Origin of the sequence: Modestobacter sp. VKM Ac-2985 (assembly GCF_026967925.1) — a bacterium.
GTDB lineage: Bacteria > Actinomycetota > Actinomycetes > Mycobacteriales > Geodermatophilaceae > Modestobacter.
Window position 1 is genome coordinate 1062094 of record NZ_JAPVBI010000001.1, and the last position, 21419, is coordinate 1083512.

Here is a 21419-nt window from a genome sequence, read left to right on the forward strand (position 1 = left end):
GTCTGACGCTTCTAGGGGAAGAGGAGTCGTGTGACACGTATACCGGCCGCTGCCACTAACCCTGGTCGTCTGCTCCGGACGCCAGCGCGGTCCTTTCCCCTCGGCAAAGGTCCGGCGGCCGGTCAATATGCCGTGGCCGCGAACCGCACGGTGCGGGCTGCCGCGTCGGCGGTCACGAGCCGGACACGGACCCGCTGGCCCGGGGTCAACCGACCGTCGCAGCGGGCCTGGACGGCCAGGTCGCTGAGCACAACAGTCGACCGCTTGTCGTCCGCGTCGAGCACGACGGCGTCGAACACCTCACCGACCCGGCCGGCCAGCACGGTGGCCTCGACCAGGTCGATGACGGCGCGCTCGACCTCGCGCGTGCGCCGGTCCGAGGCGGCCATCAGCCCGGGCAGCTCCGGCAGTGCCGCGCGCAGTTCGGCGGAGGGCTGCTCGCCGGCGGCCAGCGCCAGGCAGACCTCGGTGCCGAACCGGTCGACGAGCCGGCGCAGCGGCGCGGTCACGTGCGCATAGGGCGCGCCGACGCCACCGTGTCCGGGCTGGTCGGGCGGCGGGCCGTCGAACGCGGTGTAGGCGGCGCCGCGCAGCAGTGAGGCGGCGGCGTCGAGGAAGGCCGCGTGCCGGGGCCGCGACGGGTCCAGTCCGGCGATGACGTCACCGGGACCGGCGCCGTTCGGCCAGTCGACGCCGAGCCCGGGCGCGAGCCGGCGGAGCGTGTCGACCGCGCCCGGGTCGGGCGGCGGCAGCGTGCGCAGCACACCGACCCCGCCGTCCATCATCAGCTGGGCCGCGCAGCGGCCGGTGAGGAGCGAGATCTGCGCGTTCCACCCCTCGACGTCGGACTGGCCGCGGAAGGCGATCGTCCAGCCGCCGTCGGGTCCGGGCTCCACCTCCTGGGACGGCGTGCCCAGCTCGATTGCACCTCGGTCCCGGGCGCGAGCCTGCAGGAGTCGGCCGATCTCGGGCAGCAGCTCCAACTCGGCGGGGACGTCAGCGCCCACCGACTCGTAGTCCAGCTGGGCCCGGCTGCGCACCCGAGCGCGGCGCAGGTCCACGGCGGTGATCTCGCCGTCGGCGTCCAGATCGATGGTCCACAGCGCGGCCGGCCGGAGCTGGTCGGGCAGCAGGCTGGCCGCGCCCTCGGACAGCTGGGGCGGGTGCAGCGGCGTCCGGCCGTCGGGGGAGTAGACGGTATGTCCGCGGCGCCGGGCCTCGGCGTCGATCGCGCTGCCGAGCGGCACGAAGGCGCCGACGTCGGCGATCGCGTAGGACACCCGGTAGCCACCCCCGGTGCGAGCCAGGTGCACGGCCTGGTCCAGGTCGCGGGCGCCGGGCGGGTCGATGGTCACCAGGGGCAGGTCGGTGGCGTCGTGGTCGGGCAGCGGTGGGGCGGCGGCGACCCGGTCGGCCTCGGCCAGCACGTCGGCCGGGAACTCGTCGGGCACCCCGGCCTCGGCCCGGATCGCGGCGAAGTCGAGCGGTCCGGACACCCTCAGCACGCGAGCCACGCCGCCACCCTGGCATGAGCGGTCAGGTACTGCGATCTGCGTAGTCGGAGCCTGCGTCTGCACGACGACGGGACCCCTGCCTGGACGAAACGCTGCTCGGGACAACCACCACGACCACTGGGGTGTACCGACATGGCAGGTCTGCTCGATCGTCTCGGCCGCTTCTCCTTCCGCCGGCGGTGGTCGGTCGCTGTGATCTGGCTGCTCGTCCTCGCCGGGGCGGTGACGGCCGCCGTCACGTCTGAGGGCCCGGTGAACACCCGGGCGACCATCCCGGGCATCGAGTCGCAGGACGCCTTCGACCTCCTCGCCGAGCGCTTCCCGGACACCCCCTCGGACAGCGCGTCGGCGACCCTCGTCTTCGTCGCCCCGGACGGCGGGCAGCTCGAGGCGCCGGCGAACCAGGCGGCCGTCCAGGCGGCGCTGGCCACCGTTGCCGACAGCCCGCAGGTGATGCGGGTGGTACTGCCCTCGGCGGGCGCGAGCATCAGCGCCGACGGCAGGACCGGCTTCGCGTCGGTGAGCTACGACGTGCCCTCGGCGGAGGTGACCGACGACTCGCGGGCACTGCTCGAGGAGGCGGTGGAGCAGGCACGGGACGACGGGCTGACCGCGGAGATGCGCGGCTCGGCGCTCAATAGCCCCACCGCCATGAGCGCCACCGAGCTCCTCGGCGTCGCGATCGCGGCCGTCGTCCTGCTGATGACCTTCGGGTCGCTGGTCGCCGCGGGGCTGCCGCTGCTCACCGCGATCGTCGGCGTCGCCATCTCGTTCCTCGGCGTCTGGGCCGTCGCCGGCCCGCTGGGCATGGCCATCACCAGCGGGATGCTCGCGCTCATGCTCGGGCTCGCCGTCGGCATCGACTACGCGATGTTCGTCGTCTCCCGGTACCAGGAGGAACGGCTCAGCCACGACGACGCCGAGACGGCCGCCGGGCGCGCCGTCGGCACCGCCGGCTCGGCGGTGGTCTTCGCCGGGACAACGGTGGTGATCGCGCTCGCCGGGCTGGTCGTGGTCGGCATCCCGTCGCTGATGAAGATGGGGCTGGCCGCCGCCGGCGCCGTCGTGATTGCCGTGCTGGTCGCGCTGACCCTCGTCCCGGCGCTGCTGGGCATGGCCCCGAACCGGGTCCGGTCGCGGGCGCAGCGGCGGGGCGGGCGCAGCACGCCGCGCGTCCCGGTGGCCCGGACGTGGATGCGGATGGTGCGGCGCCGTCCGCTGCTGGTCACGGTGGCCGGGGTCGCGGTGCTCGCCGCCGTCGCCGTCCCGGCGCTGTCGTTGCAGCTGGGCACCCCCGGCGACGCCTCGCTGCCGGACACGGCCACCGAGCGCCGGGCCTACGACCTGCGGGCCGAGGCGTTCGGCCCCGGCTCCAACGGTCCGCTGACCGTGGTGGTCGACGCCCGCGGTGCGAGCGACCCGGAGACCGCGGTGACGGCCGTCGCGGACGACCTCGCAGCGACCGACGGGGTGGCCTCCGTGTCGACCCCGACCTTCAACGAGCAGGGGGACACCGCCGTCCTCACCGCCGTCCCGACCACCGGGCCGACCGACGAGCGCACCGAGGCGCTGGTGGAGTCGCTGCGCGACGCCCGCCCGGCCGTGGAACGCGACCAGGGCGTGAGCTACGAGATCACCGGGACGACGGCGCTCGACATCGACATGGCGCAGAAGACCCAGTCGGCCCTGGTGCCCTACGTGGCGCTCGTCGTCGGTCTCGCGGTGCTGCTCCTGCTGGTGGTGTTCCGCTCGATCTGGGTGCCGGTCAAGGCCGCGGTCGGCTTCCTGCTCTCGCTGTTCGCCTCGATCGGGGTGATCGTCGCGGTCTTCCAGTGGGGCTGGGCAGGTGATCTGCTCGGTGTCGAGCAGACTGGCCCGGTCATGAGCCTGATGCCGATCCTGCTGGTGGGGATCGTGTTCGGGCTGGCCATGGACTACGAGGTGTTCCTGGTGTCGCGGATGCGGGAGGCGCACGTGCACGGTGTGCCGGCCCGCCAGGCGGTCGGCACCGGCTTCGCGCAGAGCTCGAAGGTCGTGGTCGCCGCCGCGGTGATCATGATCGCGGTCTTCGGCGGGTTCGCGGCGGCCTCCGAGCCGCTGATCAAGATGGTCGGTCTCGGGCTCGCCGCCGCGGTCTTCTTCGACGCCTTCGTCGTCCGGCTGACGCTGGTGCCCGCCGTCCTGCAGCTGCTCGGCGAGCGGGCGTGGTGGCTGCCGCGCTGGCTCGATCGGCTGCTGCCGCGCGTCGACGTGGAGGGCGCGTCGCTGGCCCCTGCACCGGCCCAGGCGCAGCCTGACCTGGCGCTGAGCAACCGCTGATGAGCACCGGCCGGATCGGGGGGCGGGACGCGGCGGCCGCGCTCGTGGCGTTCCTCTTCGCAGCCCTCGGAGCCAGCATCGGCACCCAGGGGATCGTCGGTCCGGCCGTGCTCGTCCCCGGCGTGCTGCTCAGCCTGGTCGCGAGCGTCGCCCTGTTCGGCGCCCCTCGGTGGCCGCGCGCCGCGACGGCCGTCGCGATCTACTGCGAGACCGCCGCGTGCGCGCTCGGCTACCTGCCCACGCCGCTGCTGCTGGCCCCGCTGATCGGCTGCCTGTACTGGCTCGCGGTCGTCGGGTCGGTGCGGGCGGTCGCCTGGTGGACCGGGGCCGCGGTGGCCGCGGTGATCGTGGGCGGCCTGATAGACACCCCCACCGGCGGCTCGCTGGTGCTGCGCACCGTCGGCGTCGCGCTGTGGCTGCTGCCGGCGGTCTTCGCCGGCCGGACGACGCAGGCCCACCGCTCCTACCTCGACGTCGTCCGAGCCCGTGCCGAGGACGCCGAGCGCAGCCGGGACGACGAGGTCCGGCACCGGGTGGGGGAGGAGCGGCTGCGCATCGCCCGCGAGCTGCACGACGTCGTCGCCCACCACCTCACCGTGGCCCACGCGCAGGCCGGCACCGCGGAGCACCTGCTGGAGAAGCGTCCCGAGCAGGCCCGGGAGCTGCTGGCCGGGCTCAGCGTGTCCACGTCTGCGGCGCTCCAGGAGCTCAAGGCGACCGTCGCCGTACTGCGCACCTCCGACGACGACCCGCCGGTGGACACCGTGCCGGCACCGGGGCTCGACCAGCTCGACGAGCTGGTCGAGCCCTGCCGGGCGGCCGGGATCGAGGTCACGGTGGTCCGCGAGGGGGCGCTCGAGTGCCTGCCCCGGCTGGTCGACGTCACCGCGTACCGGGTCGTCCAGGAGGCGCTCACCAACGTCACCAAGCACGCGGACCGGCCGTCCGTGACGATCACTGCGAGCCGCACCGAGGACGCCTTCTGCGTCCACGTGGTGAACACCGGCGTCCGGCCCGGTCCGGTCGGATCTGGCTACGGGCTGATCGGGATGCGCGAGCGCGCGCTCGCCCTCGGCGGCACGGTGGTGGCCGGCCCGGCGGGGGAGGACCGGTACGCCGTCACCCTCGCCGTCCCGCTGACGCACTGGGAGGGACCCCGATGATCCGGGTGCTGCTGGCGGACGACCAGGCGCTGCTGCGCTCGACGTTCCGCATGCTGATCGACTCCGAGGACGACCTGACGGTCGTCGCCGAGGCCGCCAATGGCGCGGAGGCGGTCGACCTCGCCCACCAGCACCAACCCGACCTGGTGCTGATGGACGTCCGGATGCCGGTCCTCGACGGGCTCGCCGCCACCCGGCAGATCTGCTCGGACGCCGACCTGGCGGGCACGCGGGTGCTGATCCTGACCACCTTCGAGTCCGACGAGCACGTGGCGCACGCGCTCCGCGCCGGGGCGAGCGGCTTCCTGGGCAAGGACGTCACGCCCGCCGAGCTGCTCGCCGGGATCCGGACGGTCGTGGACGGCGAGGCGCTGCTCTCGCCGGTCGCCACCCGGGTGCTGGTGGACCGCTTCCTCGCGAGTGCGGACGGCATCGGCGACCTGCCGCGCGGGCTGCTCCCGAGGCTGACCGACCGGGAGCGCGAGATCACCGGTCTGGCCGCGCTCGGGCTGTCCAACCAGGAGATCGCCGACCGGCTGGTGGTGAGCCCGCTGACCGTACGCACGCACGTGCACCGGGCGATGACGAAGCTGGGCGCCCGCGACCGGGCCCAGCTGGTCGTCATCGCCTACCAGGAAGGGCTGGTCCGGGCGCCCTGACCGGCTGCCGCACCACCGACAGCGCGACGTCCCGCCTCGCCGGTGACCGCTACCTCGGCGGTGGACCGCTCACTAGCGTGCCGGCATGGACAGTCAGGTCGGCGAGGTGTCGGTCCACTTCGTCGAGCACGGGACCGGCCCGCCGCTCGTCGCCCTGCACGGTGCCGGCGTCGACCACCGGGAGATCGAGGCGGCGGTCGAGGCCGTCCTCCCGGACGTCGGACTGCGTCGCGTCTACCCGGACCTGCCCGGGATGGGGCGCTCGACGGCCGACGGGCTGACCAGCAACGACGACGTCGTCACGCTGCTCGCCGGCTTCCTCGAGCAGCTGGCCGGCGAACCGGTGCTGCTGCTCGGGCACTCCTACGGCGCCTACCTGGCCCGGGGTCTGGCCGCCCGCCGTCCGGACCTGGTGCGCGGCCTCGCGCTGGTGTGCCCGCTCGGCGAGCGGACCGGACAGGTGCCCGAGCACGAGGTGGTCCGCCAGGACGACGACGCCCACGACGAGCTCGCGCCGGAGCAGCGGGCGGGGTTCGACGAGTACGTCGTCAACCGGACCCGGGCGACCGCCCGCCGCTACCGGGACCACGTCGTCCCGGGCACGACGCTGGTCGACGAGGCCGCGCTGGAGCGGGTCTTCGCGGGGTGGTCGATCGCCCTGAGCGGCTACGACGGGCCCACCCTCATCGTCGCCGGCCGCCGCGACTCCACCGTCGGGTACGCCGACGCGATCGAACTGCTCGACGTCCACCCGAGGGCCACCCTGGCGATCGTGGACGACGCCGGCCACGCCCTCGTGCACGAACGGCCCGAGGTGTTCGGCGCGCTGCTGCAGGAGTGGATCGACCGCGCCCGCCTCAGTCCCTGACGGGGCACTGGAGGTTGATCGGGTTGCCGTCCGGGTCGCTCACGTGGGCGACGCGCATGCCCCACGCCATGTCCGTCGGGCCGCCGGTGACCGAGCCGCCGTGCGAGCGCACGGAGTCCAGGAGCGCGTCCACGTCGGTGACGTCGATCCCCAGCAGGATGCGGTTACCGGCGGGCGGCTCGGCCTCCCGGACGAGCCCCAGCACCGAGTCACCGATGCGCAGGCTGAGGAAGAACGGCGGGGCGCCGTCGTCCTCCGGTGGGGTCCGCTCGACCACCTGCGCCCCCAGGGCGCCGACGTAGAAGTCCCGCAGGCGCTCCGGGGCAGCGGTGAGGATCATGGGCAGGATCGTGGGCACGGGATCTCCTCCGGGTCGTCTCGCAGCACTGACTCCGGGACGACGAGGAACTCATCGCCCCCGTCGTCAGCGGGAGTTGAGCCGGGCCGCCTGGCGGGTCAGGTGGTCGCGCTCGGCTGCGTTGCCCGCTCGGGTGGCCGCCTCGGCGTAGAGCCGCGCCGCCGTCGTCCGGTCGCCGTCCTTCTCGTGCAGGTACGCCTGGACGGCGGCGAAGCGGGGGACCGAGGCGTCCACCGACGCGAGCGCTGCCAGGCCGGCGCGCGGACCGTCGGCCTCACCGACGGCGACCGCGCGGTTGAGCTGCACCACCGGGCTGCCGGTCAGCCGGAGCAGCTCGTCGTACCACTCCACGACCTGCACCCAGTCGGTCTCCGCCGCCGACCGTGCGTCGGCGTGCAACGCCGCGATCGCGGCCTGGGCCTGGTACTCGCCCAGCCGGTCGCGGGCCAGGGCGGCCTGCAGCACCTGGACTCCCTCGCTGATCAGCGCGGTGTCCCACCGGCTGCGGTCCTGTTCGGCGAGGGGCACCAGGCTGCCGTCGGGGGCGGTCCGCGCGGCGCGCCGGGCGTGGTGCAGCAGCATCAGGGCGAGCAGCCCGGCCACCTCCGGGTGGTCGACGGCGGCGGCGAGCTGGCGGGTGAGCCGGATCGCCTCGGCGGCCAGGTCGACGTCACCGGAGTAGCCCTCGTTGAACACCAGGTAGAGCACGCGCAGCACGGTGGCGACGTCGCCGGGCTCGTCGAACCGGACGTCGGAGACCGTCCGCTTCGCCCGGCTGATCCGCTGCGCCATGGTCGCCTCGGGCACCAGGTAGGCCGCAGCGATCTGGCGGGTGGTCAGCCCGCCGACGGCGCGCAGCGTGAGTGCGACCGCCGACGCGGGTGTCAACGACGGGTGGGCGCACAGGAAGTACAGCTGCAGCGTGTCGTCCGCCTCGGGCACGGGGCCGGACGGCGGCTCGTCGGCGACGGTCTCCTCCCGGCGACGGCGGGTGGCCTCCGCCCGGGTCGCGTCGAGGAACTTGCGCCAGGCCACGGTGACCAGCCAGCCGGTCGGGTCCCGTGGCGGGCTGGCCGGCCAGCTGCGGACCGCCTCGACCAGCGCCTCCTGGACGGCGTCCTCGGCCGCCGCGAAGTCGGCTCCGCGACGGACGAGGACGCCGATCACGCCCGGGACCAGGCTCCGGGGCAGCGCCTCGTCCACGTCACTCCGTGACGGTGGGTGGCGCGCCCAGGAACGGGCGCAGCTCCAGCCACTCGCGGATCGGCTGACCACCTGGGCCGGGGGCCGCCGAGAGCTCCCCGGCCAGCTCGACGGCCCGGTCGTGGCTGTCGACGTCGATCACCATCCACCCGGCGATCAGGTCCTTGGTCTCGGCGAACGGCCCGTCGGTGACCGGCGGACGGCCCTCGCCGTCGTAGCGGACCCAGGTGCCCTCGGGCGAGAGCGCCTGGCCGTCGACGAACTCGCCCGTCTCGGTCAGCTTCGCCGCGAAGTCGTCCATGTACTGGATGTGGGCGGAGACCTCGTCGGGCGTCCACTGGTCCATCGGCGCGCAGTCGAGCGACTTCGAGGTGCTCCGGTAGTGCTTGAGCATCAGGTACTTCGCCATCGTGGCTCTCCTCGGTGCTGGTGCGGCCCATCGTGGCCGCGGACACCCCAGGGACGGAACTGGTCGCGGGTTCTCGACATCGGGCGGTCACTCGGGGGCATCTGGCTTTTCGGTGTGGGCTGACCACTGCCTTCAAGGAGCTTGTCAAGGCCGTCGACCAATCTGTGGACATGCGGCTGACCTGCGGATTCGCGTTGTGGCAGCTCTTCTTCGGCGGTAGTATTCGTACACACGTTCGAACCGGTCGGGAGGTGTCATGAGCGAGTTGCAGTCGGCTCTGGACTCCCTTGCGGCCGATGATCTGCACCAGCTGTCCGATGCCCAGGTGCTGGACCGGACGGCGATGCTGGTGCAGCTCGGCAATCGGGTCGCGGCGGAGTTGACCCGCACGGTGCGCCGGGCGGAGGTCACGCAGGCCGCCGAGCGCGACGGGCTCAAGAGCATGCGGTCGTGGTTGATCGGGCATGCGCGGTTGTCGCAGACGGAGGCGTCGCGGGTCGTTCGGTCGGGGCGGGTGCTGGGGCACTTCCCGGTGCTGGCCTCCGGGTTCGCCGACGGGCAGGTCACTGCGGCGCAGGTGAACGTGGTGGCGGAGAAGATCGGGGCCGGTGAGGTGGCCCGGGCCGCCGAGCAGGGCATCGACCTGGGCGGGTTCGACCAGGTGTGGGCGCGCGTGGCCGAGGAGTCCCCGCACGAGTCGCTGACCGCCGCGGTGCAGGCCTTCGAGGACGCCCTCGATCCCGATGGACCGGAGCCGGATCCGACCGAGGGCCGCCGGTTGACGATCGTCAAGCACGCCGACGGGTCGATCAGCCTCCGGGCCGACCTCGATGTCGTGGGTGGGGAGAAGGTGCAGGCGGCGATCGAGTCGATTGTGCAGGCCGACCGGCCGAAGGGTGATGAGCGGACGCGGTCGCAGCAGAACGGCGATGCGTTCGTGCAGCTGTGTGACAACCAGTTGGCGTCAGGGAACCTACCGGTGCTGCGGACGGTGAAGCCGCACGTGGTGGTGGGCATCGACATGGACGGTCTGGTCGACCCGGCGACCGGTCACGGTGTCGGGGAGATGGGCTTCGGGGCGACGATCTCCGCGGCGCGGGCCCGTTACCTGGCGTGTGACGGCAGCATCTCCCGGATCGTGATGGGCCCCGACGGGGTCCCGCTCGATCTCGGCCGGGACCACCGGGTGGTCACCCCGGGCCTGCGCAAGGCAGTCGAGCGGCGGGACAAGTCGTGTGTGTTCGCCGGCTGCGGCGCCCCGAGCTGGTGGTGCGACGTCCACCACTTGATCCACTGGCTGCACGGCGGCGAGACCTCACTGCAGAACTCCGCCCTGTTGTGCGAACGGCACCACACCAAGGTCCACCACGGCTTCCGGGTGCAGCGAGATCCCGGCGGGCGATGGCGCACCTACCGGCCCGACGACACCGAGATCCTCATCGGAGCACTCCTGCACTGATCGGCTCGGTCCCGGCAGCCGGCCACGGGTCCACCGTGGCCGGCTACCGGCGCGCACGTCGCACTGCTTGGCCGCTGGCAGCGAGTGGCGGTTGGCAGCGCGTGGCCGCTGGCACCGCGCGACCACCGGGTCCAGCGGCTCCGGATCAGAGGCCGGTCTGGCTGACTCCGTACTCGGCCTGCTCCGGGGTGTAGCCCTCGAACTGCAACTGGTCGATGAGGCCGGAGCGCGAGAAGGAGCTGTAGTCGAGGTAGTCCTGGGCGGTCCGGGCTGCCTGCTCGTTCCAGTTCGCACTCGTGTTGTCGACAGCCCACGTGGCGTCGGCGGTCGAGTAACCCTCGAACTCGAGCTGCTCGATGAGCCCAGTGCGCGAGAACGCCGTGTACTCGAGGTAGTCGCGAGCAGATCCTAGAGCGTTCTGCTGCCCGAGCGTTCCCCCGGGCGCTGCCGCGGGCGCAGGGGCCGGAGCGGGGGCCGGCGACGGTGTGGGGGCGGGTTGGGCTGCTCTGGTCGTGGCAGCGGGGGCCGCAGCCGCTGGCGGTGTCGCGGTCACGGTCACGGTCGCGGGGGCGGGAGCCGGTGCGGTCGCCGTCACCGTGGCGGTCGCGCGGGCGGTCGCGGTGACGGGGGCGACATCGGCCACCGCGCTGGTCGGCGTGCTGCTGCCGGCACCGCCGATCGCGATGCCGATCAGCAGCACCACGACGCCGGCCACGGCGAGGAACCAGGTGCGCCGGTAGAACGGACCCGCCGGCTCCGATCTGATCTCCGCAGCATCAGGGGTGCCAGACCCGACGGGCGGCCCCCACGGAGGTGGCTGCTGGAAGGGCGGCTGGCTCATGTGGTTCCCGTCTGTGCGTCGGCGGTGGCTGCTGCACAGTAGGGCGGCCGCACGGCAAGTGGAACAACCTCGTCCGGATGGCGGGCGCAGGCACCCGATGAGGTGAACGCCCGCGCCGCTGCCCTGCTCGCTCCGGCGTCCCTCGTACGGACGTGACAGAGGAGGTCCACGCCAGGGCCACGATGGAGGGCGGATCGCGAGCCGCGGTGCTGCCGGCGGCCCCTCTAGAGCCGCCGGCATCAGCCCGCGGACGTCACCAGGCGACGGGACCGTGCCGGTCGGTGAAGGTGCCCGTCGGGCCGTCGGCGCCGATCGACGCCATCGCGACGATCGCGTCCGTGCCCTCGGTGACGGTCTGCGGGCCGGCATGGCCGTTGAAGTCGGTGGCCGTGTAGCCCGGGTCCACCGTGTTGATCCGCAGATCCGGGAGGAACTGGGCGTAGACGGAGGTGAGCATGTTGACCGCCGCCTTGCTGGCCGAGTACCCCAGCGAGGGGAGGGAGTGCTCGATCCGGGACTCGTCGGCGCGCACGGCGAACGAGCCGAGCCCGCTGGTCACGTTCACGATGACCGGCGCCGCCGACTCCCGCAGCAGCGGCAGGAAGGCGTGCGTCGTCCGGACGATCCCCACCGCGTTGGTGTCCAGCACCGCCGTCAGGTCGGCGGCGGTGTACTCGTCGACCGCACCGATCGGCCCGGAGATGCCGGCGTTGTTGACCAGCACGTCCAGCCCGCCGAAGCGCTCGCGCACCTCGGCCGCCGCGGACGCCACCGACTCGTCGGAGCTCACGTCGAGGCGCACCCACTCCACACCCAGCTCCCCGGCCGCGCGCTGCCCGCGCTCGGCGTCGCGGGCGCCGATGACCACCCGGTGCCCGAGCTCCGTCAGCCGCCGGGCCGCCTCGAAGCCGAGGCTCTTGTTGCCGCCAGTGATCAATGTCGTCGTCATGCCACCGACCGTGCGCCCCTCCGGGCGACGTCGGATGGTCCCGCTCGACCGTATGACCGGCAGTACCACCCAGCGCGTCCGCGGGGGACCACGATGGGCACATGACCGATCGAGGAGACGTCGCGGTGCTGCTCCGCGCGTGGCGGGAACGCCTGCAGCCGGCCGCCGTCGGGTTCCCCACCGGCCAGCGCCGCACCACGGGCCTGCGCCGGGAGGAAGTGGCCCTGCTGGCCGGGGTCTCGGTCGACTACCTGGTCCGGCTGGAGCAGGGGCGGGCAGCGCGTCCCTCGGCGCAGGTCGTCGCCTCGCTGGCCCGGGTGCTGCAGCTCTCCGACCTCGAACGCGACCAGCTCCACCTCGCCGCCGGCCTGCCGGCCCCGCTGCCCAGCGCCGTCCCCACGCACATCCCGGCCAGCGTGCAGCGGCTGCTGGCCCGGCTCCCGGACGTCGCCATCGGGGTCTGGACGGCGCACTGGACACTGCTCACCGCCAACGCGGCCTGGCGGTCGCTCCTGGGTGAGATGGACCCCGGGCTGAACCTGCTCGTCGCCGAGTTCGCCGGCACCGCACCACAGGTGGTGTGGAGCGACGGCGACCACGAACGCCACGAGCGCGCCCTCGTCTCCGACCTGCGGACCGCGCTGATCCGCTACCCGGACGACCCCTCCGCGCGGGCCGTGCTCGCCCAGCTGCTGGCCGACGACCGCTTCGCCCGGCTGTGGGCCGAGGGCACCGTCACCGAGCACCGCGTCCACGCCAAGACGTTCCGGCACCCGCTCGTCGGCGAGGTGACGCTGGACTGCGACGTGTTCACCGTGACCGGCACCGACCTGCGCATCGTCACCTACACGGCCGAGCCGGAGACCGAGGACGCCTCCCGGTTCGACCTGATCCGCACGCTGGGCGCTGCCGAGGTCAGCTCCGGTCGGTCAGGCTGACGAAGCCCCACACGTGCTTGCGGCCGTCCTCGGGCGCCCACCCGTGGGAGGCGCAGAGCCGAGCGATGAGGTGCAGGCCCAGCCCGCCGAAGGCAGGGTCCCGGTCCACCGCCGGCACGGGCTGGTCCTGCGGGTCGGCGTCGGTGACGTCGATCAACCAGCCGGTCCGCGCGCCGGTGACGGTCGTCCGCACCGGCGGGAGGCCGTGTCGGACGCCGTTGGACGTCAGCTCCTCGAAGGCGAGCAGCAACCGCTCGACCGCCGACACGTCGGCGTCCCCGGCCCCGCGGCCGGCCGGGAGCGCCTCGTCCCGCAGTCGCCGGCGGTACCGGGTGAGGTCGGCGGGGTGACGGAGTTCCCAGTGCCACGACGCCCACACCTGCGTCGGGCGCGGTGGTGCGAGCAGCGGCCAGCCGGGGCGGCTCACTCGTCCTCCTCCAGGGACGCGGGCACGACGGTGGGACCGGCGTCGGCCGGGCGGGGGCGGTCCTGGCGGTGCAGCCGGACGGCGACCAGGGCGACGTCGTCGTCGGGGCGACCGTGCACCATCTGGTCCAGCACCCCGTCGCAGAGCTCGTCCAGCGGGGCACCGGCCAGGCCGGCGACGGCGTCGACGAGCCGCTCCAGCCCGTCGTCGAGCGTGGCGTCGCGGCGCTCGATCAGCCCGTCGGTGTAGAGCAGCACGCTGGAGCCCCGCTCCAGGGTGAGCACCCGTTCCCGCCGCTGGGCGCCCGGGTCGACGCCCAGCAGGAGGTCGGCGCGACCGTCGTCCAGGACCGTGATCTCGCCGTCCGGGCTGATGACGAGCGGTGGCGGGTGCCCGGCGTTGGCCCACACCAGCCGGGTCACGCCCTGCTCCACCTCCTCCGGGGTCTGCTCGAACCGGGCGACCGCGGCGGTGGCGATGGTGCGCACCATCAGGGTCTCCATCGACTCGTCGAGGCCGCGCAGCACCTCGACCGGCCGGGCGTCGCTGTAGGCGGCGATCCCGCGCAGCAGTCCGCGCAGCTGGCCCATGGCGGCCGCCGCAGCCGTGTCGTGCCCGGCAACGTCGCCGATGACCAGCATGGTGGTGCCGCCGGGCTGCATGAACGCGTCGTACCAGTCGCCGCCCACCTGCGCTGCCTCGGCGGCGGGCAGGTACCGCACCACGATCTGTGCGTGGTCGGGCTCGGGGGGATCGGTGAGCAGGCTGCGCTGGAGGCTCTCGGCGATCGTGGCCTGCGCGTTCGCCAGCCGGGCGTTGTCCAGCGCCAGGCCGATCCGGTCGGCGACGTCCTGGGCGGTCGAGCGCCAGTCCCGGGCCAGCGGGCGGGACGCCGAGCAGAGCAGGGTCAACGCGCCGAAGACCTTGCCGCGACCGCGCAGCGGCAGCTTCACCGCCCGGGAGTCGCCCAGCAGGTCGAGCTGGCGGCGCGCCTCCCCGGCGGGCAGCAGGCTCGCCAGCTCGGCGGTCGACAGCGTCTCCGGCCGGCCGGTCTCCAGCACCCGGGTCAGCGGTGAGTGCGGCAGCGTCTCGGCGCGGGCCGAGACGTAGCGGTCGAGCACCGGGCGCAGCGCCGGGTCGGCGTGCGCCCAGCCGACGTCCCGGGGGCGGCCGTTGCCGTCGACCACGGTGACGATGCAGGCGTCGGCCAGCCCCGGCACCAGCGTGCTCGGCAGCCCGGCGACGGCGGCGGGCACGTCCACGGCCTCGGCCAGGTCGGCGTTGACCCCGGCCAGCAGGGCGAGCCGGACCGCGGATCCCTGGGCCTCGGCCTCCGAGCGCTTCCGGTCGGTGACGTCGGAGAAGTAGAGCGACACCCCGTCGGCGGTGGGCCAGCAGAGCACGTCGTACCAGCCGGCCAGCGGCGGCGGGTACCAGGAGGTGAGCGACTGCGGCTCCCTCGTCTCGACGGCCGTGCGGTAGGCGGCCTCGTACTCGGTGCCCACCGTGTCGGGGAAGACCTCCCAGATCGTGCGGCCCAGCAGCTCGTCCCGGGAGTGGCCGGTCAGGGCCTCGGCGGCCGGGTTGAGCAGGGTGAACCGCCACTCGGTGTCCAGGGAGACGAAGCCCGACGGCATCGCCTCGACCGTGCGCGAGGTGCGCCGCTCGACCTCCCGCGCGGCCTCGACCTCCCTGGTGCGTGCGGTGAGCTCCGCCTGCAGTCGCTGCAGCTGCGCCAGCAGGTCCTCCTGCTGGTCGGCGTCGGACTGCGCCGACTCCCGCTCGCGCACGTAGTCGGTCAGGTCGTCGACCCGCTGCAGGAACATCGCCAGCTCGCCGTCCTCGTCGAGGACCGGGATCGCGATGATCGCCCACCAGCGGTCCTCGACCAGCCCGGTGTCCGGGTTGACGACGGGGTAGCGCTCGATCGGCAGGGCGTCCGACCGGCCGGTGGCGCGGGCGCGCTCGAACGACCGGGCGATGTAGGGGACCCCCTCGGGGTCCAGTGCGTCGGGCGCCGGCGGGAACGCGTCGAACAACGGCCGGCCGATGATCTGCTCCGGCACGACACCGACCGCCCGCAGGTAGGCCGGGTTCGCGTAGTGCATGACCAGGTCGGGGGAGAGCACCAGGTGGGCTGAGGGCAGCGCGGCGAACAGCTGCTCGAAGTCAGGAACCAAGACCTTCTCTCTCGTCCGCCCCGGTGCCCGTCGAGCCCGAGACCGTCGAGTCTCCCAGAGTCCGCCGGTACGGCTCGGTGGACCGGGTGAGGAGGGGTGGCAACCTGGCGGGATGACACAGCCCGGTCGGCAGGTCGCCGTCGTCGGCGGGGGAGTGCTCGGCGTCTCGGCCGCAGCCCAGCTGGCCGCCCGGGGTGCGCGGGTCACGCTGCTGACCGAGGGCGAGCTCGCCGGCGGCGCGTCGGGACGGTCGCTGTCCTGGCTGAACTCCGCCGGTGACTTCCCGGCCGAGTACCACCGGCTCCGCGTGCTCGGCCTCGAGCGGTACCGGGCCTTCGCCGCCCGCCCCGACTCGACCGCGCGCATCGTCGTCGACGGCGGCCTGCGCTGGGGTGGCGGCGTCCGCGCCTCCTTCGAGCACCAGCGTGCCATCGGCTACCCGGCCGAGTGGCTGGGTCGCGCCGACGTGGCCGAGCGCGTGCCCGGGGTGGCCGTCGACGCGGTCCCGGACGACGGGGCGCTGTTCAACCCGGACGAGGGCTGGGTCGACCTGCCGTCGCTGATCGGTCAGCTGGTGCGGGACCTGCAGGCCGCCGGGGGAGCGGTGCGCACCGCGGTCGGCCGGTGCGACGTCGTCGTGGCGGGCGGCCGGGTCACCGGCGTCCGGACCGGGACCGGCGACGTCCTCGCCGCCGACGCGGTGGTGCTGGCCACCGGAGCCGACGTCCCGCGGGCCCTCGCCGCTCTCGGCGTGCCCGTCCCGGACGCCACCTCCAACGCGCTGCTGCTCCGCACCCCGCCGTTCGCGCACCGGCTCCGCGCCGTGCTGAACACCCCGCGGGTGGCCCTGCGCCCGGCGCCCGGCGGCGGGATCGTCCTGGACGCCGGCTGGTCGGAGGAGCAGGTGGTCCGCCGGGACGACGGGACCTTCGACGTCCCGGACGACACGGTGCAGGGCCTGCTGCACGAGGCCTCGCGGGTGCTGGCCGGTCACCCGGTGCTGACGTGCGTGTCCCGCGGCGTCGGGCGCAAGCCGATCCCCGGCGACGGGCACCCGGTGCTCGGCGCCGCCCCGGGCATCGACGGCCTCACGGTCGCCTTCACCCACAGCGGCGCGACGCTGGGGCTCATCGCCGGGGAGCTGCTGGCCGGGGAGGTCCTGGACGGCGCACCGAGCCCCCTGTTGGCCGCTTTCCGGCCCGCCCGGTTCGGCTGACCGCTCCGGGGGTCAGGGGACGGCGACGGGGTCCGGGACGCCGAACTCCGACAGCGCGCCGGTGTACCGCTTCGGCAGGGGAGCGGCGTACTCACCGCGCTTGCCGGTGCGCAGATCCAGCCGCACCAGCCCCTCGACCGTCGCGACGGCCGCCGCCACCCCGTCGATCACCGGCACCCCGACCCGCCGGGTCAGCTCCGCGGCGAGGTCGGCCATCCCCGCGCAGCCCAGCACGATCGCGTCGACGCCCTCGGTCGCCACGACGTCCGCGCACTCGGCGGCGATCCGCGAGCGCGCCGCCGGGTCGGTCTCCAGCGCCAGGACGGCGATCTCCACGGCCCGGATCGTGCGGCACTGCTCCCGCACCCCGTACCGGCCGGCGAGCTCCCAGGCCCGGCCGGTCGTCCGCCCCAGCGTCGTCACCACGCCGAAGGTGCGCCCCAGGTAGGTCGCCGTCCGCATGCCGGCCTCGGCGATGCCCACCACCGGCCCGGTCGCGACCTCCCGTGCGGCGTCCAGCCCCGGGTCGCCGAAGCAGGCGATCACGTGCCCGGCGGCGCCGGCCTCCTCGCCGACCGCGACCTGGGCGAGCAGCCCCGGCACGGCGAGCGCCTCGTCGTAGTGGCTCTCGATCGAGGCCGGCCCCATCTCCGGGTGCACCGCGACGACCGCGGTGCCCGGGCCGGCGGCGGCCCGGGCACTGCGCCCGATCAGGTCGGTCATCGACGCGGTGGTGTTCGGGTTGACGACCTGGATCAGCAAGATCTTCTCCCGTTCAGCTGGTCGGTCGGCCCCCTCTCAGGGGCCCGCCCCGAGCTTGCGAGGGGTGGGGGGAGAGGGGGTCCTTGGTCAGACCCGGGTGCCGTCGGAGATGCCGGCCTCGGCGGGGTCGAGCTGCGGGATCATCGGCCGCACCCGCTCCATCCCGGCGAAGAGCACGAAGCTGAGCCCGCAGCCGATGAACCAGCCGTAGTCGCCCACCGAGGTGAACAGCGTCAGCAGGATCGTCGGCACCCCGGCCCCCAGCACGGCGAGGACGGCGTTCGGGTTGTAGCCGCCGCGGAACCAGTACCGGCCGGTCGGGGACATCGAGTACATGTCGTCGACCGCGACCAGCTGCTTGCTGGCCAGGTAGTAGCCGGCGATCAGGATGCCGAACAGCGGGCCGATCAGGCTGCCCAGGATGCCGAGGCTGAACCGGATGCCCTCGGCGCTGTCGTACCAGTTCCACGGGGTGAGGAACACCGAGCCGACGGCGGCGATCATCCCGCCGGCCCGCCAGCTGATCTTCTGCGGCGCCACGTTGGAGAAGTCGAACGCCGGGGCGATGAAGTTGGCGACGATGTTGATGCCGACCGTCGCGACGACGAAGGTCAGCCCGCCCAGCAGGATCGCGAACGTGGAGTCGATCGCCTCCACGGTGGCGATCGGGTCGGTGATCAGCTCACCGAACACCGGCACGGTCGCCGAGGCGCACACCACGGTCAGCAGGGAGAAGAACAGGAAGTTCAGCGGCAGGCCCAGCAGGTTCCCGCGCTTCACCGCCTCGAAGCTCTTGCCGTACCGGGCGAAGTCGCCGAAGTTGAGCATCGGGCCGGAGAAGTAGGAGACCACCAGCGCGATCGCGCCGAGCATCGTGGAGATCGTCGCCCAGCCGCTCAGCGTCGGGCCGGTGTTCAGGGACAGGTCGATGTTCGACCAGCCGGCCTCCGAGACCAGGTACACCGCCAGGACGATCATGACGACGTAGACGGCCGGGCCGGCGAAGTCGATGAACTTCCGGATCGTCTCCATGCCCCGCCAGAACAGCGCCGCCTGGGCCACCCAGAGCACCGCGAAGGAGATCCAGCCCAGCGCCTCCAGGCCCAGGAAGGACGGCGTCAGCAGCGCCTCGGCGCCCGGGACGAACTTCAGCCAGATGATGTTCAGGCTGCTCGCGGCCAGGAACGTCTGCACGCCGTACCAGGCGACCGCGATCAGGCCGCGGATGATCGCCGGGATGTTGGCGCCCTTGACGCCGAAGACGGCGCGGTTGATCACCGGGTAGGGCACGCCGGTCTTCTGACTGGGCTTGGCCACCAGGTTCACGAACACCTGCACGATCACGATCCCGACGACCAGGGCGATGAGCACCTGCCAGGCCGCGATGCCCAGGGCGAAGAGGCTGCCCGCGGTCACGTACCCGCCGACGCTGTGCACGTCGGACATCCAGAACGCGAAGATGTTGTAGGAGCCCCAGCGCTGCTGGCGCAGTGGCGCGAGGTCCTCGTTGGTGAGCCGGGGGTCGTAGTCGGCGCCGATCAGCGCGCCGCCGGGAGCGGCGGCCGAGGGCGCCGTCCCGGTCAGGGGGACGTCGGTCGCGACCGCGACCGGCTCGGGGGACGTGATGGCCATGGGGGGCTCCTGCGGGTCGTCGGCTGGTGCCGGCAGCGGCGGGTCGCGAGCTCGTCGGTGTCCCGGGGGCGGCGGGGGAGCTGCGGTCCGGGAGCGACGGCGCGAACGCTAGGGAGCAGGTGTTGCCCCCGGATGTCCGCGCGGGTATATCCGCCAGGCTCAGCCCTCGGCGGGGATGCCGGCGACGATCTCCTGCAGCCGGGCGTAGTGGCCGCCGGTCACCTGGGTCAGGGCCGCGGCGTCGCCGGCGGCGAACGCGTCGAGCATCGCGACGTGGTCGGCGGCCAGCGCCGCGGTCGCGGCAGCGGAGGCGTGCGACATGGGCCGCCCGGGCTCGGTGACGTTCCAGGCCCGCTCGAACATCTGCAGCAGGCGGTGCATCTGGCACGGCGCGATCAGCGCCAGGTGGAAGCGCCGGCTCCAGCGGTGGTGGTCGGCGGCGCCACCGGCGGCGGTCGCCGCCTCGAGCTCCCGCAGCGCCGCCGCGGCGACGGCGACGTCCTGCGGCGTCGCCAGCGGGACCGCGGCGGCCTGTGCCGCGGCCTCCAGCGAGGCCCGGACGACGTAGAGCTCGGCGAGCTCGGCCCGGCTCAGCCGCGCGACGACGTAGGCACCCCGCACCTCGTGCTCGACCAGCCCCTCGGCCACCAGCGTCTTGAGCGCCTCGCGCACCGGGATCCGGCTGAGGGAGAACCGGGCGGCGACGTCGTCCACCGGGATCGGCGCGCCGGGCCGGACCAGCCCGGCCAGGATGGCCGTGCGCAGCTCCTCCAGCACGAGCGCCTGGGACGGGGTGTCGCGGGCGCTGGCCAGCGCAGCGACCCAGGGCGCGGGCGGGCGCTGTCGCGACATCCCACCGCCTCCCTCCCGCCGACCGGAGGCCGGGACGCTAGTGGAGGCGTGTTTCCGGCGCGTTGACCCGCCGCCACCTCGCCGCCGCGCGCCGACCACTGTCGGCTCCCGGGAGTTCACCCAACGGGCATGGCGCCATCCCGGGGCCCGGTTTACGGTCGACCTCGTCCGGAGACGGGCATCGCTCGATGCCCGTCCCGGCCGAAGCAGGTTGACGGCCACAGGGGGAACTGGTGCCTGACCTCATTCCGCGCGAGCACGTCCAGGTCCTCGGCTGATGAGCCGCGCCCGTCCCGGACGACACACGAACACCCGGTCGGGCCGGGGGCGAGGCCCGGGTGTCGTCGCCGGCGCGGGCATCACCACGGCCCTGGTCGCCTTCCTGCCGGCGGCCAGCTCCGCACCCGGCGAGGTCCCGGCGCTGCCGCAGTTCGCGCGCCTGGTCGCGGTCGAGGCCGATGCGCTCGTGCCCCGGCCCCCGTCCGCGTCGGGGGACGACGTCGCGCCACCGACCGCGCCACCGACCGCACCGCCGGCCGAGCCGCTGCTCGAGACCGTCGCGGTCGGGACGGACGTCGCGACCAGCAGCGCTCCCGCCGCCGCCACCCCGACCGGCGGGGCCTCGCCGCTCGCGGCGGGGGGCATCCCGTCGACCGCGCTGACCGCCTACCAGCGCGCCGCTGGGCTCGCTCCCACCGACTGCGGCATCAGCTGGACCCTGATCGCCGCCATCGGCCGGGTCGAGTCCAACCACGGCCGCTTCGCCGGCGCCACCCTGCACACCGACGGGCTGTCGAGCCCGCCGATCATCGGCATCCCGCTCGACGGCAACAACAACACCGCCCGGATCCTCGACTCCGACGACGGGCGGCTCGACGGCGACACCGTCTACGACCGTGCCGTCGGCCCGATGCAGTTCATCCCGACCACCTGGGCGATGTACGTCAGCGACGGCAACGGCGACGGGGTGAGCGACCCCTTCAACATCAACGACGCCGCCGTCGCCACCGGGGAGTACCTCTGCGCCGCGGGCGGTGACCTGTCGACGCCGGCCGGGCAGTCGCGCGCCGTCTTCGCCTACAACCACTCCGACAGCTACGTCGCCTCGGTGCTCGGGCTGGCCGCCACCTACGCCGGGACGACGCCGGAGCCGGTGCCCACCCCGGCCGGGCCGGCGCCGACCGTGCCACCGGCCGCCCCCGCCCCGCCGCCGGCCATCGCCTCGCCGCCCGCTGCCCCGCTGCCCGTCGCGCCGCCCGTGGTGGCGCCGGCTCCCGCCCCGGTCGAGCCGCCGCTGCTGGCTGCGGCACCGCCACCGGTGCTGCCCGAGCCCCCGGCGGAGCCGACGGCTCAGCCCCCGGCGGAGCCGACGGCTGAGCCCCCGGCTGAGCCGGCCCCCGCCCCGGTCCCTGAGCCGACCCCGGTCGCGGAGCCCGCCCCGACACCCGAGCCGGAGCCCGCGCCGACACCCGAGCCGGAGCCGACGCCGACACCCCAGTCGACCCCGGAGCCCGCGCCGACCCCGATCCCAGAGCCGGAGCCGGCGCCGACACCCGAGCCGGCGCCGGTCCCCGCGCCGAGCCCGGAGCCTGAGCCGAGCCCGGAGCCTGAGCCGAGCCCGGAGCCTGAGCCGAGCCCGGAGCCTGAGCCGAGCCCGGAGCCTGAGCCGA

The 21419-nt window shown here is 74.1% G+C and carries 19 protein-coding genes; 8 read left to right on the forward strand and 11 right to left on the reverse strand.

The window, feature by feature from the left end; genetic code table 11:
* Positions 1–122: 122 nt before the first annotated feature.
* On the reverse strand, positions 123–1496 hold the full coding sequence (locus O2V61_RS04975) for an RNB domain-containing ribonuclease (protein WP_269182213.1): 1374 nt from the start codon (positions 1494–1496) through the stop codon (positions 123–125).
* A gap of 150 nt (positions 1497–1646) precedes the next feature.
* On the opposite strand from O2V61_RS04975, the gene O2V61_RS04980 reads away from it, so the two are divergent.
* From O2V61_RS04980 to O2V61_RS04995, 4 genes are all read left to right on the forward strand, one after another.
* Positions 1647–3833, forward strand: a complete 2187-nt coding sequence (locus O2V61_RS04980) for an MMPL family transporter (protein ID WP_269182214.1) — start codon at positions 1647–1649, stop codon at positions 3831–3833.
* Positions 3833–4996: a sensor histidine kinase gene (locus tag O2V61_RS04985; RefSeq protein ID WP_269182215.1), complete on the forward strand. Its 1164-nt coding sequence runs from the start codon at positions 3833–3835 to the stop codon at positions 4994–4996. The genes O2V61_RS04980 and O2V61_RS04985 overlap by 1 nt, the downstream gene beginning before the upstream one ends.
* Entirely contained in the window at positions 4993–5655 is a 663-nt protein-coding gene (locus O2V61_RS04990) for a response regulator (protein WP_269182216.1), read from the forward strand. Before O2V61_RS04985 ends, O2V61_RS04990 begins: the two co-directional genes overlap by 4 nt.
* A gap of 85 nt (positions 5656–5740) precedes the next feature.
* Positions 5741–6523, forward strand: a complete 783-nt coding sequence (locus tag O2V61_RS04995) for an alpha/beta fold hydrolase (protein WP_269182217.1) — start codon at positions 5741–5743, stop codon at positions 6521–6523.
* Here O2V61_RS04995 and O2V61_RS05000 read toward each other — a convergent pair.
* The 3 genes from O2V61_RS05000 to O2V61_RS05010 form a co-directional block, all read right to left on the reverse strand.
* Positions 6513–6881 (reverse strand): VOC family protein, encoded by a 369-nt coding sequence (locus O2V61_RS05000; protein WP_269182218.1) that lies wholly within the window; start codon positions 6879–6881, stop codon positions 6513–6515. The genes O2V61_RS04995 and O2V61_RS05000 overlap by 11 nt on opposite strands.
* Positions 6882–6947: 66 nt before the next feature.
* Entirely contained in the window at positions 6948–8084 is a 1137-nt protein-coding gene (locus tag O2V61_RS05005) for an RNA polymerase sigma factor (protein ID WP_269182219.1), read from the reverse strand.
* 1 nt (position 8085) lies between these two features.
* Positions 8086–8493: a YciI family protein gene (locus O2V61_RS05010; RefSeq protein WP_269182220.1), complete on the reverse strand. Its 408-nt coding sequence runs from the start codon at positions 8491–8493 to the stop codon at positions 8086–8088.
* 256 nt (positions 8494–8749) lie between these two features.
* Here O2V61_RS05010 and O2V61_RS05015 point away from each other — a divergent pair, with 256 nt between their 5' ends.
* Positions 8750–9952, forward strand: coding sequence for an HNH endonuclease signature motif containing protein (locus tag O2V61_RS05015; RefSeq protein ID WP_269182221.1), 1203 nt, complete (start codon positions 8750–8752; stop codon positions 9950–9952).
* A 145-nt stretch (positions 9953–10097) separates the two neighbouring features.
* On the opposite strand, the gene O2V61_RS05020 is transcribed toward O2V61_RS05015, so the two are convergent.
* Positions 10098–10793: an Ltp family lipoprotein gene (locus tag O2V61_RS05020; RefSeq protein WP_269182222.1), complete on the reverse strand. Its 696-nt coding sequence runs from the start codon at positions 10791–10793 to the stop codon at positions 10098–10100.
* Positions 10794–11046: 253 nt separating this feature from the next.
* Positions 11047–11742 (reverse strand): SDR family NAD(P)-dependent oxidoreductase, encoded by a 696-nt coding sequence (locus O2V61_RS05025; RefSeq protein WP_269182223.1) that lies wholly within the window; start codon positions 11740–11742, stop codon positions 11047–11049.
* Positions 11743–11843: 101 nt separating this feature from the next.
* Between O2V61_RS05025 and O2V61_RS05030 the strand changes: the two genes are divergently transcribed.
* Entirely contained in the window at positions 11844–12680 is an 837-nt protein-coding gene (locus tag O2V61_RS05030; RefSeq protein WP_269182224.1) for a helix-turn-helix transcriptional regulator, read from the forward strand.
* Here O2V61_RS05030 and O2V61_RS05035 read toward each other — a convergent pair.
* Positions 12658–13107, reverse strand: a complete 450-nt coding sequence (locus O2V61_RS05035; protein ID WP_269182225.1) for an ATP-binding protein — start codon at positions 13105–13107, stop codon at positions 12658–12660. The two genes, O2V61_RS05030 and O2V61_RS05035, sit on opposite strands and share 23 nt — an antisense overlap.
* Complete coding sequence (locus tag O2V61_RS05040; RefSeq protein ID WP_269182226.1) at positions 13104–15287, reverse strand: SpoIIE family protein phosphatase; 2184 nt, start codon at positions 15285–15287, stop codon at positions 13104–13106. Before O2V61_RS05040 ends, O2V61_RS05035 begins: the two co-directional genes overlap by 4 nt.
* Positions 15288–15399: 112 nt before the next feature.
* Here O2V61_RS05040 and O2V61_RS05045 point away from each other — a divergent pair, with 112 nt between their 5' ends.
* Positions 15400–16503: an NAD(P)/FAD-dependent oxidoreductase gene (locus O2V61_RS05045; RefSeq protein WP_269182227.1), complete on the forward strand. Its 1104-nt coding sequence runs from the start codon at positions 15400–15402 to the stop codon at positions 16501–16503.
* 12 nt (positions 16504–16515) lie between these two features.
* Here the strand turns inward: O2V61_RS05045 and O2V61_RS05050 are convergent, their stop codons facing one another.
* From O2V61_RS05050 to O2V61_RS05060, 3 genes are all read right to left on the reverse strand, one after another.
* Positions 16516–17265, reverse strand: a complete 750-nt coding sequence (locus O2V61_RS05050) for an aspartate/glutamate racemase family protein (protein WP_269182228.1) — start codon at positions 17263–17265, stop codon at positions 16516–16518.
* Positions 17266–17352: 87 nt separating this feature from the next.
* The gene (locus O2V61_RS05055; protein WP_269182229.1) at positions 17353–18897 is read right to left on the reverse strand and encodes an NCS1 family nucleobase:cation symporter-1; all 1545 of its coding nucleotides are present in this window, start codon (positions 18895–18897) and stop codon (positions 17353–17355) included.
* A gap of 159 nt (positions 18898–19056) precedes the next feature.
* Positions 19057–19749, reverse strand: coding sequence for a GntR family transcriptional regulator (locus tag O2V61_RS05060; protein WP_269182230.1), 693 nt, complete (start codon positions 19747–19749; stop codon positions 19057–19059).
* A 277-nt stretch (positions 19750–20026) separates the two neighbouring features.
* Between O2V61_RS05060 and O2V61_RS05065 the strand changes: the two genes are divergently transcribed.
* Positions 20027–21419, forward strand: a 1393-nt coding sequence (locus O2V61_RS05065; RefSeq protein WP_269182231.1) for a lytic transglycosylase domain-containing protein, incomplete at its 3' end; no start/stop codon positions are given.